The sequence below is a fragment of the Peribacillus suis genome, from assembly GCF_059384845.1.
On the sequence record NZ_CM182019.1, the window covers coordinates 947,379 to 964,925 of the forward strand.

The 17,547-nt window shown below is 43.7% G+C and carries 15 protein-coding genes and 1 riboswitch; of the genes, 7 read left to right on the forward strand and 8 right to left on the reverse strand.

Annotated features, from left to right (window positions below; all coding sequences use genetic code 11):
• Positions 1 to 62: 62 nt before the first annotated feature.
• From AC503W_RS04675 to AC503W_RS04690, 4 genes are all read right to left on the reverse strand, one after another.
• Positions 63 to 2,180, reverse strand: coding sequence for a peptidoglycan D,D-transpeptidase FtsI family protein (locus tag AC503W_RS04675; RefSeq protein WP_494916254.1), 2,118 nt, complete (start codon positions 2,178 to 2,180; stop codon positions 63 to 65).
• A 279-nt stretch (positions 2,181 to 2,459) separates the two neighbouring features.
• A complete protein-coding gene (locus AC503W_RS04680) occupies positions 2,460 to 2,825 on the reverse strand; it encodes a hypothetical protein (RefSeq protein WP_494916256.1) in 366 nt (121 codons plus the stop codon).
• A gap of 75 nt (positions 2,826 to 2,900) precedes the next feature.
• Positions 2,901 to 4,016, reverse strand: a complete 1,116-nt coding sequence (locus AC503W_RS04685) for a DUF2515 family protein (RefSeq protein WP_494916261.1) — start codon at positions 4,014 to 4,016, stop codon at positions 2,901 to 2,903.
• A gap of 83 nt (positions 4,017 to 4,099) precedes the next feature.
• Positions 4,100 to 4,270 carry a hypothetical protein gene (locus AC503W_RS04690; RefSeq protein WP_402867658.1) on the reverse strand — a complete coding sequence of 57 codons (171 nt, stop codon included), beginning with the start codon at positions 4,268 to 4,270 and terminating at the stop codon, positions 4,100 to 4,102.
• A gap of 518 nt (positions 4,271 to 4,788) precedes the next feature.
• On the opposite strand from AC503W_RS04690, the gene AC503W_RS04695 reads away from it, so the two are divergent.
• Both AC503W_RS04695 and AC503W_RS04700 read left to right on the forward strand, forming a co-directional pair.
• Entirely contained in the window at positions 4,789 to 6,540 is a 1,752-nt protein-coding gene (locus AC503W_RS04695) for an ABC transporter ATP-binding protein (RefSeq protein WP_402867659.1), read from the forward strand.
• Entirely contained in the window at positions 6,537 to 8,555 is a 2,019-nt protein-coding gene (locus AC503W_RS04700) for an ABC transporter ATP-binding protein (protein ID WP_494916264.1), read from the forward strand. The genes AC503W_RS04695 and AC503W_RS04700 overlap by 4 nt, the downstream gene beginning before the upstream one ends.
• Before the next feature lie 159 nt (positions 8,556 to 8,714).
• On the opposite strand, the gene metC is transcribed toward AC503W_RS04700, so the two are convergent.
• Positions 8,715 to 9,896: a cystathionine beta-lyase gene (gene metC / locus AC503W_RS04705; protein WP_402867661.1), complete on the reverse strand. Its 1,182-nt coding sequence runs from the start codon at positions 9,894 to 9,896 to the stop codon at positions 8,715 to 8,717.
• Positions 9,893 to 11,005 carry a methionine biosynthesis PLP-dependent protein gene (locus AC503W_RS04710; RefSeq protein WP_402955619.1) on the reverse strand — a complete coding sequence of 371 codons (1,113 nt, stop codon included), beginning with the start codon at positions 11,003 to 11,005 and terminating at the stop codon, positions 9,893 to 9,895. Before AC503W_RS04710 ends, metC begins: the two co-directional genes overlap by 4 nt.
• An 84-nt stretch (positions 11,006 to 11,089) precedes the next feature.
• A riboswitch (SAM riboswitch) is annotated at positions 11,090 to 11,204 on the reverse strand.
• A 319-nt stretch (positions 11,205 to 11,523) separates the two neighbouring features.
• Between AC503W_RS04710 and fumC the strand changes: the two genes are divergently transcribed.
• The 5 genes from fumC to AC503W_RS04735 all read left to right on the forward strand — a co-directional run bounded on the left by fumC (position 11,524) and on the right by AC503W_RS04735 (position 15,328).
• Positions 11,524 to 12,906 carry a class II fumarate hydratase gene (fumC, locus tag AC503W_RS04715; protein WP_494916267.1) on the forward strand — a complete coding sequence of 461 codons (1,383 nt, stop codon included), beginning with the start codon at positions 11,524 to 11,526 and terminating at the stop codon, positions 12,904 to 12,906.
• A gap of 107 nt (positions 12,907 to 13,013) precedes the next feature.
• Positions 13,014 to 13,256: a hypothetical protein gene (locus tag AC503W_RS04720; RefSeq protein WP_402867664.1), complete on the forward strand. Its 243-nt coding sequence runs from the start codon at positions 13,014 to 13,016 to the stop codon at positions 13,254 to 13,256.
• A gap of 226 nt (positions 13,257 to 13,482) precedes the next feature.
• Positions 13,483 to 14,679 carry an MFS transporter gene (locus AC503W_RS04725; RefSeq protein ID WP_494916269.1) on the forward strand — a complete coding sequence of 399 codons (1,197 nt, stop codon included), beginning with the start codon at positions 13,483 to 13,485 and terminating at the stop codon, positions 14,677 to 14,679.
• A 57-nt stretch (positions 14,680 to 14,736) separates the two neighbouring features.
• Positions 14,737 to 14,904, forward strand: coding sequence for a hypothetical protein (locus tag AC503W_RS04730; protein ID WP_407407197.1), 168 nt, complete (start codon positions 14,737 to 14,739; stop codon positions 14,902 to 14,904).
• A 13-nt stretch (positions 14,905 to 14,917) separates the two neighbouring features.
• Positions 14,918 to 15,328, forward strand: coding sequence for a hypothetical protein (locus tag AC503W_RS04735; protein WP_494916271.1), 411 nt, complete (start codon positions 14,918 to 14,920; stop codon positions 15,326 to 15,328).
• Positions 15,329 to 15,396: 68 nt separating this feature from the next.
• Here the strand turns inward: AC503W_RS04735 and AC503W_RS04740 are convergent, their stop codons facing one another.
• Together AC503W_RS04740 and AC503W_RS04745 are read right to left on the reverse strand one after the other, a co-directional pair.
• Entirely contained in the window at positions 15,397 to 16,539 is a 1,143-nt protein-coding gene (locus tag AC503W_RS04740) for an ABC transporter ATP-binding protein (RefSeq protein ID WP_494916273.1), read from the reverse strand.
• 99 nt (positions 16,540 to 16,638) lie between these two features.
• Positions 16,639 to 17,538: a PucR family transcriptional regulator gene (locus tag AC503W_RS04745; RefSeq protein WP_494916274.1), complete on the reverse strand. Its 900-nt coding sequence runs from the start codon at positions 17,536 to 17,538 to the stop codon at positions 16,639 to 16,641.
• Positions 17,539 to 17,547: the final 9 nt, after the last annotated feature.

Sequence of the window (17,547 nt, forward strand, 5' to 3'; positions counted from 1 at the left end):
TATGAAAATGAAATGGCCTGCTCGGATGAGCAGGCCATTTTTGTCGATTCACCCGATTTGGATCACTCGGGATTTGAATCAACCGCCTTGTCTTTCTCTGTATCTCCTTTTAATCTTTTTTCCTTTAATTTGAAATAAGCATCCATCGCCCTTTCACCAATCCGCTTGTTGATATCATCTGCGGCGGAACCTTGGTAAACCCATGGTGCTACGACGGAAAACGCCACTTCTGGTTTATTGTGTGGGGCGTAGCCTACAAGCGTTAGATTGATAGTTGGTTCGGGTTCGCTATATTCATTTCTTCGAGGCCCGTCATAAAAGGCCTGGGCCGTCCCTGTTTTCGCAGCCGGGCGGTATGACTTGCCGGCAAAAGCACTATATGCCGTTCCACCAGGTTCCTGTGCAACCTGTCTAAAGCCTTCTTGGACACGTTGAATCCAAATTTCTTCCCCGCCCAGATCGTTTAAAACTTTCGGACTCACCGATTGAAATACAGATCCCAATTCCCCATGCTTATCGGAAGGATTCCTGATTTCCTTAACGACATGAGGCTCAAGTCTTTGTCCACCATTAGCAATCGTCGATACGTACTGTGCCAATTGCATCGGTGTATAGGTATCATACTGTCCAATGGATAAATCGAGTAGCAATCCATCTGTCGAAGTATCGACCCCTTTAAATCCTGCCGATTCATTGGGAAGGTCGATGCCCGTACGAACGCCTAAACCAAATTGGGCATAATGGTTTCTTAGTGTGGTAAAGGACCCACTCTTAAGACCTAACTTTTGATGTGGACTATAATGACCCCCGCCAATCTTGATTGCCGTTAGGAACATATAAACGTTCGATGATTTTTTTAATGCAGTTACATCTGATAGATACCCCAAGTTGCTATATGACTTTTTGGGTTTAGCCCCAGCCAGATAAAGTGGCTGGTCATACAAGGTTGTCCCGGGAGAGATGACCCCTGTTTGAAAACCTGTGTAAACCGTCGCCCCTTTTACAGAGGAACCCATCGTATAAGATGTGGTAATTGTTCCAAGGGCAAAATCGTTAATCTCGGTCACACCTGTTTTAGCGTTGTGCCCGTATTGTTTCCCGGACATTGCCAGGACTTCGCCAGTATTAGGATCCATTAAAACGACGAAGGCACGATCTAACAAATATGTATTACCCTTTGCTTTCGTTCTTCTTAACTCCGTTTCAATGATTTCGTCTACTATTTGCTGCAGCTCCATATCGATGGTCAGGACCAGGTCCTTTCCACTTTCTCCGTCAGTCACGGGAATCGTGTCAACCACTTCGCCTTTACTTAAGATGTTTTCCACTTTCGCCTTTTTCCCACGGAGGACATCTTCATATTGTTTCTCAATATAACTTTTTCCGACTCGATCATTCCGGGTATAGTCACGGGCTAGATAATAGTCTAGATTTTCGCTAGGAAGCCCTTCTTCGGAAGAGGACACTTTTCCGAGTACCGACCGCAACGTTTCATCATATTTATAGGTCCTATCCCAATCCGTCGTAACATCGACACCAGGGAGGTCGGATAAATGCTCACTGACCCTGGCGAATTCTTTTTTGGTCACGCCTTTATTCTTAACGATGGATGGGGTAAGTGCGTATCCACTATTAAACTCTCGAAAAATTGCGAGAACTTCCAATTCATCCTTGGTGAATTCTTTGATGTTTTCTTCGGTTATTCGCTCTAATTGAAGTTCATATAACTTTTTTTCTTTCCACTTATTTTCTTCGACTTTCTTCCGTTCCGCTTTTGTAATCAAAGCCTCCGCTTTTTTAGGATTTTTTAAGATCCAGAAATCCTTCCTATCCCGCTCCGTAATTTTTTTCGTATCCTTTTTTATCAAGGTAGCGAGGATTTCGGCCGTTTCTAGCATTTCTGCTGTCTTTGTATTTGGATATTTCGTATAGGTGATCGCATTAAGAGGATCATTATCGACGACTGGGTTCAAGTACCGGTCGTACATTTTACCACGGGGAACGGGGCTGTTGACCACATCATTTTCGGTTCGATCCACCTCGCGTAAATAATTATCTCCATAAACAATTTGAACGATACCCAGCCTTATAACCAGGGCGGAAAATAATATGAATATGAAAAAGAACATAAAGTTCAGTCGGAAAGGAATTGGATTCTTTTTTTTCTTTTCTTTCTTCATTTAGGTCATTCCCTTCTTAATCAAAAGTAAAAAATTCCTAAATCTAATGATATATAAAAACAGCCTATATATCTATGGTTATTCCATAAAATTATTTAATTAGAAAAAATAGGTCGGAAGAATAAGAGAATAACAGGATAATTCGGGAGGACGAGAAGAAAGAAGCAGAGGATGAGGGGGAGTATGTACCCTTTTAGATGGGGGCTGGAACGCCGCCAAATTAACTGCGAATTTCCCTTCTTAAGGAATTATAAGGAATATACGGAATGCGAGCAATGCCTAATTGGCTTCTTTTCCCTTTGGTGTTAGCGAATAACTCATACGGTCGGATACGCTGATTACTTCATTGAAATATCCGCAAAGTTCAAGCCACTTTTCAGGATAAATCGTGATAAAACGTTCCATTGTTTCGATTGAATGCAGGACAAGGCAATCAATTCGCTTTACTTGTTTATTCTGCAGGTTAAAGAGAAGTACATGAGGGATGGTGTAATACGGATAGAGCTGATATGGGTTCAGTATGACCGGGGAAATATTCTTTTCTTCTATATACTTGTCCGTCATGATTTTTTGGATTGCAAAACTCTCACTCGGATGTAAGTCTCCTATGGCGTGATTCGGATTTATCAGTACAATGCCTCTCATTTGGTTTCTCCCCTTCTTTTTGGTACTCATTGTTTCCAAATGATGGGGGTTGTATTCGTAATGAGAGGCATGGATTCAAATGAAAGATTTCAGTTCATTGATGGTCTTTAAGTGTTGGACATTTTCTAACACCTTGCTTGTCAGGTCCACCTTTTGAACAAGCGGCAAGTCTTGTAAATCATAAATGAAGGCTTCTTTCGTAAACCAATCAGTCCGGGGCAAAGGGAAAACCGGACGATCACTCCAGGCGGTGGGGAGGGTTGGGCTGTATACCTTCGATTCCACGCCGGAAATGGATGTAGAGGTATACACTTCATCCCAATAGTCTGCCCGGGAAGCGGTGTGGGGATGATTGGTTGCGAATTGCTCGACACCTTGGAGGATCATGGGGTGCTGAAAGAGAAGCTGGTATAGGGTCTTGCCGGTCTTGATTCGTTGAAGCGGATCAGCAAATCGCGAAACGGTCAGGCCGGTTAATGAATAGCGCTTTTTCTGGTATGCATAAGGAAAGAGCACCGTCGTAAAGCCTAAAAGTTCCTGTAGCCGGAAATCGAGCCTCCGGAGGATTTCACCATGACGGGAGCGTTTCAATACGCGTTCTTCCATCATCCTTTGTTCATTGATAATGAGGGCGTTTGTTAAAAGTGGAGAATGGGGCTCATGGATAAAGGATTCCCATATGGGGGCCATGAAGTTGGAGATATGGAAGATCCGCAAATATTTCCTTAAGGGAATATTTTTTTGTTTGGCCTTTTCATATAAAAGGAGCTGTGGAAAGGCATCGGCAAAAATGGCCGAATTTGCCCGTTCTAGGAAAAGGAAGAATTTTTGTCGATCCTCGCTGTTGAGAAGATGGGTCATGGAAGAACTGGCCAAGTCCGTCATATGATAGCCACCGTTCCTAGAAACCATATGAGCTAAAAAAGACCAATGCACCTCGGGGTTTCGCTTGTAATAGGAAAGGTAAGCTTGAGTCCTGGTCACGTTATTCCGGTTCTGGTCCGCAGTCTCGGCCCGGATGTTTTTTATAAGGGAGGATTCTTCAGGAAAGAAAATGATGGATTCTTCCGCAGGCTGCTTAAGCTCGAGTTCCAATCTGGATTTCAATGCATCGAAATTCCCGGCATCCAAGACGGGTTGAATCTTTTGTGGAGCTCCACCAAACAGCTTCTGCACATATTGCGAGAACATACAATCACCACGAATGTTTTTCGGTTAGTATATGCAGAGCAGTCAAGAAAGGGGCGTTGCTCCTGCAGAGCCATCGTACTAGATCAACGGTTCTTTTTCTTCTTATTCAAATACATGATGATATAGTAGACGACCCAGAAAAGCCCAACTGGAATGAAAGCTAACGGACTGTATTTTTCGGGAACGACAAATGCAATGAAAATAGATAGTAATAAAAATGGAACAGCCAGTAGTATATAGCTTCTCCAATTCATAGAATGAACCTCCTTTAGGGTTACGTTATCCCTATAGGATAAATGATTATTCAACAATAATCTAGAAAAGTCACAATTGACAAAAATATACACCCGTAGTAATCTTTAAAAACAAGTTAATTATTTCCAATGTATCTTTAAAAGGAGGAGGACGTCATGACGAAATTCGATAAGCAAAAAGAAGCAATGATCGTATATTTTCATACGTCAGCCTGGCCCGAAACATTGTCTATATAAGTAATAGACTTATATGTTTCTTTGGATAGCATGTGCGCAGGTTGTGGATATTCGCGGCCTGCTTTTTGATGCGTTTTCTTACGCATATTGAAAGCTTCTGCTAAATGATGCGGGAGCTTTTCCTGTTTAGAGAGCATGTGGGCAGGCCAGTATCCTTTCCGTATACACGTGTAAGAGGAGGAAGGTCAAGGGGGGCAAAGCTTTGGGATATCTGCTTCGAGCGGGAGAGCCAAATAGTGGCCAATCAACCTTGGTGGTGACTACATAAGGAGGAGGAATTCATGTTTGCGATATTCAAGAAGCTGAGCTGGTTCTTTAAAGAGCAGTGGCGGCGGTATACCTTGGCTATTATCTTTTTATGTTTGGTAAATGTAATGGAAGTCATCCCCCCACGGCTCATTGGGAATGCCATCGATGATATGAACAATGGCAATATGACCCAAGATGCCTTGGTGCGGTATGTTACTTATTTGCTTGTTCTTATGTGTGTCAGCTATTTATTTGGATACTTATGGAGTTACCTTTTATTTGGTGGCGGGAATTTGGTCGAAAGGAAGATCAGGTCAGGATTCATGGGGCATTTATTGAAGATGACACCGACCTTTTACGAGAAAAACCGTACTGGTGATCTGATGGCAAGGGCGACCAATGATTTAAAAGCCATCTCGCAAACGGCTGGTTTCGGAATATTGACACTGGTCGACTCGGTCGTCTTCACATTCATGGTCGTCATCATGATGGGCGTGACCGTCAGTTGGCAGCTAACGATCGCGGCTATACTGCCCCTACCCATCATGGCCCTCATGATGCAGATTTATGTGAAGAAAATTTATAAGCGATTTACGGATGCACAATCAGCATTTGGTGAGCTGAATGACAAAGTGTTGGAGTCCATTTCCGGCGTCCGTGTCATACGTGCATACGTCCAGGAAAGGGAAGATGAAAAGAGATTTGATGAGATGACGGAGAATGTTTATCGCAAAAACCTGGCAGTGGCAAAGATCGATGCCCTTTTCGATCCGACGATCACCATCATCATCGGCATTAGTTACTTAATCGGCCTTGGATACGGAGCGTACCTTGTTTTTCAACAAGCCATCACGCTTGGAGGCCTTGTATCATTCAATGTATACCTAGGCATGTTGATTTGGCCAATGATTGCCGTAGGCGAATTGATCAATGTCATGCAAAGGGGGAATGCATCTTTAGACCGTGTTCAAGATACCCTTTCCTATGAAGCCGATGTGAAAAATCCATTGAAGCCCGGGCAATCTTTGAACGGGGATGATATCGCGTTTCACCAAGTGAGTTTTACCTACCCTTCTTCAAAAGTGGTGAATCTGTCTGACATATCGGTTCAACTGGAACAAGGCCGCACTTTAGGGATTGTCGGTAAAACAGGAAGCGGGAAAACGACGTTCGTGAAGCAATTGCTGAGGGAATACCCACTGGGAAGCGGGGAAGTCGTATTTGCGGGAATGCCGATTGAACAGCTTGAACTCGGGGATGTCCGCGGCAAAATCGGGTATGTCCCACAGGATCACTTTTTATTTTCAAGGTCCGTGAAAGATAATATCCTCTTCGGAAAACTGGACGCCTCGGAAGAAGAGCTTGCAGAAGCAATCCGACTTGCAGATTTCGAGAAGGATGTAACGATGCTACCTAACCGGCTTGAAACGCTCGTCGGTGAAAAGGGGGTCGCTCTATCAGGAGGACAGAAACAGCGGATATCGATAGCAAGAGCCTTGATTAAAAATCCGGAAATCCTGATCCTGGATGATTCCCTTTCAGCCGTGGATGCTAAAACGGAAACGACGATCATCAAAAATATCCAAAATGAACGGGCGGGGAAAACGACAATCATCACGACCCACCGCTTATCGGCCGTTCAACATGCGGACCATATCATCGTCCTCGACAATGGGACGATTATCGAAGAGGGTACACATGCAAGTTTACTCAAGCAAGAAGGCTGGTATAAGGAGCAATATGAGCGGCAACAAGTTAATGAAGGAACGGAGGTCGGGGCATGAAGGTTGTAAAAAAACTCGTTCAATATGCTTCCTTTTACAAAAAAATAATCATCGGAGCACTGATCATGCTGGCCCTTTCCGTTGCCGCCGATTTAAGCGGTCCATTCGTCGCTAAAAAAATCATCGATTCTCATATAATGGGAATCGAATCATCTTGGCATGAAACGGAAAAAGGGCAAGATGCCGTGGAATACGAAAATCACTGGTACAAAAGGGATGCCTATTTTTCAAAAGGGGAAGAGAAAGGGAAAGAGGTCCGGGTGCTACAGGTCGGTAGCCAATTCGTCTTCGTCGATAAAGCGGTCCCGGTGGATGGGCGCCGCAGTTTAGATGGAAATACATTAGTCATTGAAAAAGGCGGAAAAGAAACGAGGTCGGCATTTGAACCCTTATCAACCCAGGAATTGATGGGGTTTTATCAACCGGAAATTCCAAGGATATTGGGACTCGTCGCTTTTTATTTCGGTCTAGTCCTCATTTCCTCCGTCTTTCAATACGGACAGAGCTTTTATTTACAGAAAGCCGCCAACCGGATTATCCAGCGGATGAGAAATGATATTTTCACCCACATTTCCCGTTTGCCAATCCGCTATTTTGACAATATGCCTGCTGGTAAGGTCGTTGCCAGGGTCACAAATGATACAGAGGCCATCCGCGAATTATATGTAACCGTCCTGGCCAATTTCTTTTCGAGTACGATCAACATCATCGGTGTACTCATTGCCTTATACATTTTGGATGCACGTGCGGGTCTCATGGGTCTCCTACTTGTTCCCATCATTATTATCTGGACGAAGGTATATCGTAAATTTGCCTCGAAATATAATCATATCATTCGGGAACGAGTCAGTGATATCAATGGGATGATCAATGAATCGATTTCAGGAATGAATATCATTCAAGCATTCGGACGTGAAAAGGAAACGAAACAGTCATTTGAAACCTTGAACCAAGATCATTACTTTTATCAAAACAAGATGCTTCATTTGAATTCCTTGACGGGGGGAAACTTGATTGGAGTCATCAAGGTTATCGCACTCATCGCATTTGTATGGTATTTTGGCGGGATGTCGCTTACAGCGACCTCAGCCGTTTCACTCGGGATGATGTATGCCATCGTCGACTTGATCAGCCGACTGCTTCATCCGTTACATGGAATCGTCAATCAGTTCGCGAACCTGGAACAGGCATTGGTTGCGGGGGAGAGGGCTTTCAGTCTGTTGGATGAGCCGGGCATTCAGGTCAGCGATCGAAACATTCCCAGATATAAAGGCAATGTGGCATTCGAACATGTATCGTTTGGCTATAAGGAAAATGAATATGTCTTAAAGGACATATCCTTTTCAGCTAGTCAGGGAGAAACGGTCGCATTGGTGGGCCATACTGGTTCAGGGAAAAGTTCCATCATGAATTTACTGTTCCGTTTTTATGACAGCAATGAGGGGACCATTAAGATTGATGGAAAGGATATTTTGGATATCCCCCATCAAACCTTAAGGGAACATATGGGGATCGTCCTTCAGGATCCTTACTTATTCACGGGAACGATTGCTTCCAATATCAGTCTAGGCCAGGAAAGGATCACAAGGGCCACCATAGAAAAAGCGTTAAAGGATGTTGGTGGAGATAAAGTGTTGCGGCATTTGCCATTAGGGCTTGATGAACCGGTGATTGAAAAAGGTGGGACATTGTCCTCGGGACAACGACAGCTGATTTCCTTTGCTCGCGCCCTGGCCTTCGATCCGGCGATTTTGATATTGGACGAAGCAACGGCGAGCATCGATACGGAAACAGAAGCCATCATCCAAGAAGGCATGGAAGTGTTGAAAAAAGGAAGAACGACTTTCATCATCGCGCATCGATTATCCACGATCAAGAATGCCGACCAGATTCTCGTATTGGATAAAGGGCGGATAGTGGAACAGGGGACACACGAAGGGTTGATGGAACAAAAGGGGAAATACTATCAAATGTATGAACTGCAGGCTGGACCTAATAAGGGGATGGCTGGATAGATTCATAATATGTAGGATGAGAAAGAAGAGGGGCATTTGCTCCTCTTCTTTCTCATTTGCTCATATAGATTACATTTCCTTGTAAACAAATTCTCGGTATTTTACAAACTCATTCTTCTTATTCTCGTTATTTAACCAATAGCTCAGTGCTCAATCCGATTATTTAGTAGAAACGGCCTGTCTTTCTGCACTTTTCTTAAGGGCTAAATCAAAGTCCCTGATCAAATCATCAGGATTTTCCAAACCGACGGACAAGCGAAGCAAGCTGTTCGTGATGCCGCGTTTTTCCCTTTCTTCTGCAGGCATGGCCGCATGGGACATTTTAGCCGGGTAAGATAGAATCGATTCGACGGCCCCGAGGCTTACAGCAAACACGGGTAACTCGACATGGTTTACAAACGAGCGAAAAATTTCTTCGCTTTCCAATTCGAATGATAGAACAGCTCCTGCTCCCCTGGCTTGATTTTCCTGGATGCCGTGTTGTGGGTGGTCGGAAAGACCAGGGTAATACACGTTTTTCACTAACGGTTGCTGTTTTAAATATTCCGCAATTCTTTCAGCACCTTTTTGAGAGTGCTCCATCCGGACGGATAGGGTTTTCAGACCTCTCATCACAAGCCAGGCATCCTGAACACCGAGCACCGCTCCAAAAGAGTTTTGGAGGGAACCAAGTCTATCGGCAAGGTCCGGGTCTTTTACGACGGCAAGGCCTGCTACGACATCACTATGTCCAGACAAAAATTTCGTTGCACTGTGCAGGACAATATCGGCCCCGAGGTTTAACGGCTTTTGGAGGGCAGGCGTCAGGAATGTATTGTCTACAAAGCTTAATGCGCCAATGCTTTTGGCGATATCACATACCGCTTTAATATCGGTTACTTTAAGCAAGGGATTGGAAGGCGTTTCAATATAGATTGCTCGCGTATTTGGCTGGATGGCCGCTTTTACACTCTCAAGATCCGTCATATCCACGAAGGTATGTTCGATGTTAAAACGGGTCAGCACGGTTGTTACCATTCGGAATGTGCCTCCATATACATCTTCAGAGATGACGATATGGTCACCGGCAGAAAGCAGGAGGAAAGCCGTTGAAATGGCAGCCATCCCGGATGAAAAAGCGAATCCGCGCGTGCCTTCTTCCAGTTCCGCAATGATATCTTCCAGTGCTTCTCGCGTCGGATTCCCGCTCCGGCTGTAATCGTATTTGCCAAATTGATCAATGTCGGTTTGATGGAAGGTGGAAGCATGCTGAATCGGAACACTCACCCCACCTGTTGTTGGATCGAATTTATGTTGGTTGTGTAGTAATTTGGTTTCAAAACTGAATTCTTGGTTTGTCATCGTATTGCCTCCTTTTTAACTTGAGCAAATGCCTGCTGCAGGTCTTCGATTAAATCTCCGCTGTCCTCGATGCCGACAGAGAATCGAAGGAGTCGATTGCAAACTCCATTTGCCGTTCTAACTTCAAGAGGCATATCGGCATGTGTCTGTGTCGCCGGATACGTGATGAAGCTTTCGACGCCACCAAGGCTTTCGGCAAATGAAATCAATGAAAGGGACTGTAAAAATGGGTTGACCACCGCTTCATCATTGACCCGGAATGAAATCATGCCGCCACGACCTGGATAGAGAACATCCGTTACACTTTCATGTTCCGTCAAATAATCAACGATAACCTTGGCGTTCTTTTCATGACGTTCCATTCTCAGTGCCAAGGTTTTCATCCCGCGCATCAACAACCACGAATCAAATGGGCTCAAGACCGCTCCCATACCATTATGGTGGAAAGCAAGGGACTCACATAACTCGGCGCCTTTTGCCACAATCAAGCCGGCCAACACGTCATTATGGCCACCTAGATATTTCGTTGCACTGTGAATCACGATGTCAGCACCAAGTAAGAGGGGCTGTTGGATGATCGGCGTGTAAAAAGTATTGTCAACAATCAATAGTAAATTGTATTGTTTGGCAAGAGCGGCGACGGCTGGAATGTCCGTTTGCTGCATAAGAGGGTTTGTGGGAGTTTCAATAAAGATGGCCTTTGTTTGAGGGGTGATTGCTTTTTCAATTTCCTCCAGGCAACATGTATTGACATATTCGCATTGTAGCCCCCATTTTTTAAAGCCATGCTCTAATAAACGATATGTACCGCCATATAAATCTTCGCTACTGATCCATGCATCCCCTGATTTGAATAAGGAAAGGATGGTGGCAATGGCAGCCATTCCCGAACTGCATGCATATCCTTGATCGCCATGTTCTAGTTTGGCGATCGATTGCTCCAATAGCTGGCGTGTAGGGTTTCCTGTTCGTGTATAGTCGAATCCTGTTGATTGACCAATTCCTTCGTGACGGAAAGCCGTCGAGAAGTAAACGGGCGGATTGACCGTTCCTGTCGCCGTTTCACTGCGGTTTCCAAGCTGAGCAAGATAGGTTTCTGTTTTGTACATAATTTTCACTGCTCCTTTTAGTTAAATAAAATAAAAAAAGTCTTCTTTAAGAAGAAGACTTGAATAAGTAGGATAGAGTCATTCTTCTTATCTTCCAAGTTACACAAACTTGTGGAATTAGCACCTTTTCATTGGTTTGAAACAAATGAAGGTTGCTGAGGTGTCATAGGGCCATTCCCTCTACCTCTCTCGATAAGAGTTTTGATTATTCAATTTCTTTTGAATTTACTATAAATATAGGATTCTGTCAAGGACATTCCTAATAGACGGTTATTTGGGACTAGCTATTATGGAACATGTATCAGATTTATCATTATAAAATTACGAATTCAACAGAGTAATAGAACCGGATTCAGATTAAACGGACTTTTCTGAAGGAATAGGTCATTTGTGTTCCGTTTTTTTTGCTTTACAATAATAAAGTTTGTACAATATATAGGGGATCATATAAAACGTCATTATTCATTACATATACATATTGTTTCTCAGTGGATAGTGCGAATATAGGAGGAGAACACATGGAATATAGAATCGAACGAGATACAATGGGGGAAGTAAAAGTTCCTGCTGATAAGTACTGGGGTGCACAAACGGAAAGAAGCCGTAATAACTTCAAAATCGGTTATGAAAAAATGCCGATTGAATTAGTTCATGCATTTGCTTACGTAAAACAAGCGGCAGCAAAAGTGAACTTTGAACTTGGCGATCTTTCAGAAGTGAAGAAGGATGCCATCGTTAAAATTTGTGGTGAAATCCTTGAAGGGACGCTTGACGAACATTTCCCACTTGTCGTCTGGCAAACAGGTAGCGGCACACAAAGTAATATGAACGTGAATGAAGTGGTCGCAAACAAAGGGAATAAATGGTTAGAGGGAAAAGGCGAAACTGAGATGCTTCACCCGAATGATGATGTTAACAAAGCGCAAAGCTCTAACGATACATTCCCGACAGCCATGCATATCGCAGCTTATATGGAAGTTGCCGAAAAATTGGTACCGGCCATTAAAGTGCTTCGTGACACATTCGAAGCCAAAGAAAAAGAATTCTGGGATGTCGTGAAAATTGGACGTACCCATCTTCAAGATGCGACACCACTAACTCTTGGCCAAGAAATCTCCGGTTGGAAAGCAATGCTTGATAAAGATTTGGCGATGATCGAAGAAAGTAGCCAAAAATTATTGAACCTTGCATTGGGCGGTACGGCTGTAGGGACTGGAATCAATACGAAAAAAGAATTCCCGGCACTTTCTGCTAAACAAATCGCAGCGGATACAGGACATTCATTTGTCACATCGGATAATAAGTTCCATGCTTTAACAAGCCATAACGAAATTGTTTATGCACACGGTGCTCTTAAAGCGTTGGCTGCTGATTTAATGAAGATTGCCAATGATGTTAGATGGCTGGCAAGTGGCCCAAGAAGCGGAATCGGTGAAATCGCCATTCCTGAAAATGAGCCAGGCAGCTCCATCATGCCAGGTAAAGTGAATCCGACCCAATGTGAAGCAATGACAATGATTGCGACACAAGTTGTCGGAAATGATGCTACAATCGGTTTTGCAGCAAGCCAAGGGAACTTTGAATTGAACGTTTTCAAACCGGTCATCATATACAACTTCCTGCAAACCGTTAAATTATTGACTGATGGCATTCATTCCTTCAATGATAACTGTGCGGTAGGAATTACAGCGAATGAAGATAAGATCAAAGAAAATGTTGATCGTTCTCTTATGCTCGTAACGGCATTGAACCCACATATCGGGTATGAAAAAGCGGCTAAAATTGCGAAAACTGCATTCAAAGACAACTCCACTTTGAAAGAAGCGGCGTTGAAACTTGAATTCCTAACGGAAGATGAATTCAAAGCATGGGTTGACCCTGCTAACATGGTCAATAAATAATCAACAGGTAAGCATCCTTCCTCGCATGTAGGGAGGATGTTTTAATGTGTTAAAATGATGGAATAAACGAATACTTAAACTAGATAAATCGAACAGGAGGAATGGTCATGTCTTTATGTCCACTATGCAATGGTCTTAGAAAAATGCATTTGGAATGCCCTAAATGCAGCAGTGACCTTGAAGATCAAGGGAAATTGATGGATTATGCCGATGATTACAGTGCTTATATGGATATTGATACATTGAAAAAAAATGACGGTTTTCCCGAATCCCTTCAAAAGGGACAATGCCCGCATATTATGAAGTGCCCCAACTGCGGACACGATGAAGTGATTTTGGTACAGGAATAGAGTTCTTGAATAATAGGGTGAGATCTAAGAATAATTAATGATCGAGACTTTTTCATAAAAATGAGAAGTCTCTTTTTTATGTGGATCATTTTTTCATGAAAAGGAGGTTACCTAAACTTGGATTTGGAAATTCATAGTGGAAAAATAGAGGGATAGTGGGCTTGTCTCGCCGTATAATGTTATGGTAGTGAGTTATTCGTCGAGAATGGAAAGTAGGGTGGTATCCTTGGCAATGCTCTTATTGGTTATGATTTACTTGGCTTTCATAAGCCTGGGTCTTCCAGATTCCTTACTGGGTGCTGCCTGGCCGGTCATGCAGTCTGATTATGACCAGCCACTGGAGACTGCGGGCTTACTTTATATGATTGTTGCAGCAGGGACCATTTTCTCAAGCCTGGCTAGCGGCTGGCTAAATAAACGACTGGGGACGGGAAAGGTCACGTGTATAAGTGTGGCCCTGACAGCGGTGGCCTTATTTGGCATTGCCTATTCTCCCTCTCTGGATTGGCTTATTATCTGTGCGATCCCTTTGGGGCTGGGTGCAGGAGCTATCGACGCTGCGCTGAATAACTACGTGGCGTTGCATTATAAAGCCCATCATATGAACTGGCTTCATTGCTTTTGGGGAGTGGGGGCAAGCATAGGACCCATCATGATGTCTTATTATATGGCTAATCAAGGCACATGGAGAGCTGGTTATGTAACCATTTCCTATATCCAGTTCACCCTAGCCCTTTTACTCGTGTTAACCCTTCCATTATGGAAGCTAGTCTCTCGGAGGGTGCCAATCGATGAAGGTAGCACAGTGAATCCGGATTACTTGGAAGAACGGGTATCCAAGGAAAGGCCGCTTAAAATCAAAGGAGTCAAGTATGCATTGTTCACGTTCTTTTTCTATTGCGGCGTTGAATCAACGTTAGGACTGTGGGGAAGCAGCTATCTTGTGAATAGCAAGGGAATGTCAGCTGCTTTGGCCGCTCAAGGAGTCTCTTTTTTCTATACGGGTATTATGCTAGGACGGCTTATAACAGGATTTATACTTTTGAAGGTCACCAACCATCAGCTGATGATCCGATTGGGACAGATTGCAGCACTTATTGGGACGGTACTCCTTATCCTGCCCTTGCCGGTTACGATGTCGCTTGTCGGTTTTATTATAGTCGGATTGGGCTTGGCCCCCATTTATCCTTGCATGATTCATGAGACCCCCGCCAGGTTCGGTAAAACCCATTCACCGTCCATCATAGGATATCAAATGGCTGTGGCATACACGGGGACCACCCTTTTGCCGCCCTTTCTAGGGTTAATTGCTTCGTACACTACGCTTGATGTATTTCCGTACTTTACTCTGGCTTATGTGATGGCCATGCTGTTCGGATCTGAAAAGTTGAATGGAATGTTGAAGAAGCGTTGGGCTAATTAAGATCCCTACTTTGGATGGGAGGACTACCTTATGAATCGTTATGAGTGATGAACATGAATGCCATATTATAAAGTCTTATTGCTTCGTGGTAGGCAGGCGATTAGACGCAGGATGATGAAGCTGAAAAAAGAAACGTGGAGCGGGTCGATAGAAGTGGATGAGGTAAGTTTTTGGAATAGAATAGTGCGGCGGATCGTCCATATATCGAGGAAAAGAGGAGTATAAAGGAGCATGTAATGTGAGTTTAGCGAGCTATATTGGGTGTAACGTGGAACTCCTTCCTTGTGAAGATGGGGAGCATAACGCCTTAATTCAGATTGGAGATTGTTTTTCAAGTAAGTACGACAAACAACATGTGAAAAAGTATCAATTCACGGCACAGTTTGTTTATGAAGTGTCATCCGACTGGGGAATTGAAATTTCAAAAGATATGAGTCCAAGCCAGTGTTTTGAATCAAAAAAGAAGCTTACAGCATTATGCGAAATGATGAATGACTATCTTGAAAAAGATGAGTATTTCGAATTGTATAGTTGCTGGGTAGGGGAGGAGAAAGAAAAACGAGTAGGTGAGTTAACGTTAAAAATGGATACTTTGAATGTTGATTCGATTGAAATGCCTGAAAAGACATTGGTTCGATTTGAGAAATAAGTTGAGGGAAGCCTTGGTCGATAAGGCTTCCCTCAGTTGTATGCAAATCAAAATCAAAAAGTAATTACTTAAGCCATCTTCGTTTGCTGGTTGCCTTCCATTTCTGATTCTTCGTCAAAAATGCGTTGCTCGGACTCTTTATCGAAGAAATGGGTTTTATTCATATCAAGGGCCAGGTCAATGGCATCACCAGCCTGGATGATATGTTTGGCATCCACCCGGGCAACAAAGTCCTGTCCTGCGAATGTCGAATAAAGCATGATTTCGGCACCCATTAGCTCGGCCACATCGACTTGAGCCGTGAAAGTTGAAGTAGGCGATGCGGAAATGAACGTTTCTTCGTTATGGAAATCTTCAGGCCGGATGCCAAGAATGATGTCTTTTCCGATATAGCCTTGATTACGAAGCGTATCCAATTTGAAAGGGGGCACCTCAAGTGTTTGCTCCCCAATTTGAATGAATCCATCCTGCAAGGTACCCGTAAAGAAGTTCATGGCAGGTGAGCCGATGAATCCGCCTACGAAGACATTTACAGGCTTTTCATAGACATCTTTCGGTGCGCCCACTTGCTGGATGATGCCATCCTTCATGACTACAAGCCGTGTGGCCATGGTCATGGCTTCTGTTTGGTCATGGGTGACATAAATCGTTGTTGTATTGATCCGTTTGTGCAGTTTAGCGATTTCTGCGCGCATTTGTACCCGAAGTTTTGCATCAAGGTTGGAAAGGGGCTCATCCATCAAGAAGACTTTGGCATCCCGGACAATGGCCCTTCCAAGTGCCACACGCTGGCGCTGCCCGCCAGAAAGGGCTTTAGGCTTCCGTTGTAAGAAGTCTTCAAGTCCAAGGATCTTGGCAGCATCATGGACGCGTTGCTTGATTTCCTTCTTCGGCGTTTTCCTTAGCTTCAGTCCAAAAGCCATATTGTCATAGACGGTCATATGAGGATATAAAGCGTAGTTCTGGAAAACCATCGCAATGTCCCGATCTTTTGGAGGCACATCATTGACCCGCTTGCCATCTATAAAAAGATCCCCTTGGGAGATGTCCTCAAGGCCGGCAATCATCCTTAAAGTGGTCGACTTTCCACACCCCGAGGGTCCGACGAAAACAATGAATTCCTTATCGGCCACGCTAAGGTTGAAGTCTTTAACGGCTGTCACCTTATTATCATAAATCTTGAAGATATGATCCAATACTAACTCTGCCATGAACTATTCCTCCTCTTAAACTCCTAAATTCGTAATGATATTTATAGTCTACTCTATCAATGCTGAAATAAATATGGGCACACTGCACAAAAGGGATAATTATCCTTTTTGCTCATTTAAGAGAATGAGGAGGTAGGCAGCCAAAGCATGCGGGAAATTCCGTACATCCAGTCCTGTTTTTTCAGCGAATTTATCTATCCTGTATTGCAGGCTGTTCCGATGGATATAAAGTTGTTTAGCTGCCGATGAGGCGTTGGAATTACATTCGATATACGTTTTAACCGTTTTGATCAATTCATAATCCTGCCGCATCTTGCCAAGCAATTCATTGATGTACCATCTTTTATCCATGTCAGTACAGGCATTCATGAGTGCGTAGGGGATAATATTGGGTAATTCCGTCACCTTAACATCGGATAGATGGAGCAAAGAAAGTGTGAAACATTTTCTCTCTTGTATCAGATGGTGATGAAGATCCTCATCGACAGGGTGAAATCGACCGGCATAGACCCTGATCTTCACGTAAAAGTCACTCTCGAGTGTGGATGAGATGGCGAGAAAATCATGCGTCGATAAGGGTTCATCCATGTCTGATTCAATTAAGGTTCCCGCCGTTCCATTCTCCCAGACCAGGATGGAATCGGATGGTACGAATGAGAGAATCGCTTCCTCGAAATGATCGTGTGAAAAATCCCCATGGGCAAGGTTAAAGTAGGTGAACCGGACATTCTCCCAGTTCGTTAGGGGCTGGGAGGCACGCGGCCCAAATAAAAAATCATTCCAAGTAGTTTGGGTAGTGGAGGTGTTTGGACTTTGGAGTGATGGAGTGTCAAAGAGTAGCGTAAGCAAACGGATTTCCTCCGCCGATATGTCTGAGCGGGGAATGCCAATTGTATGGCCGAATGGATCTTCCAACCAGAAATATGCCGAGATGTCCTGTGCATCTTTTTTATCTGAAAGGGAGTTCGGGAATGTATGTTTAAGCTTATTAAGCATCATGTTCACCTT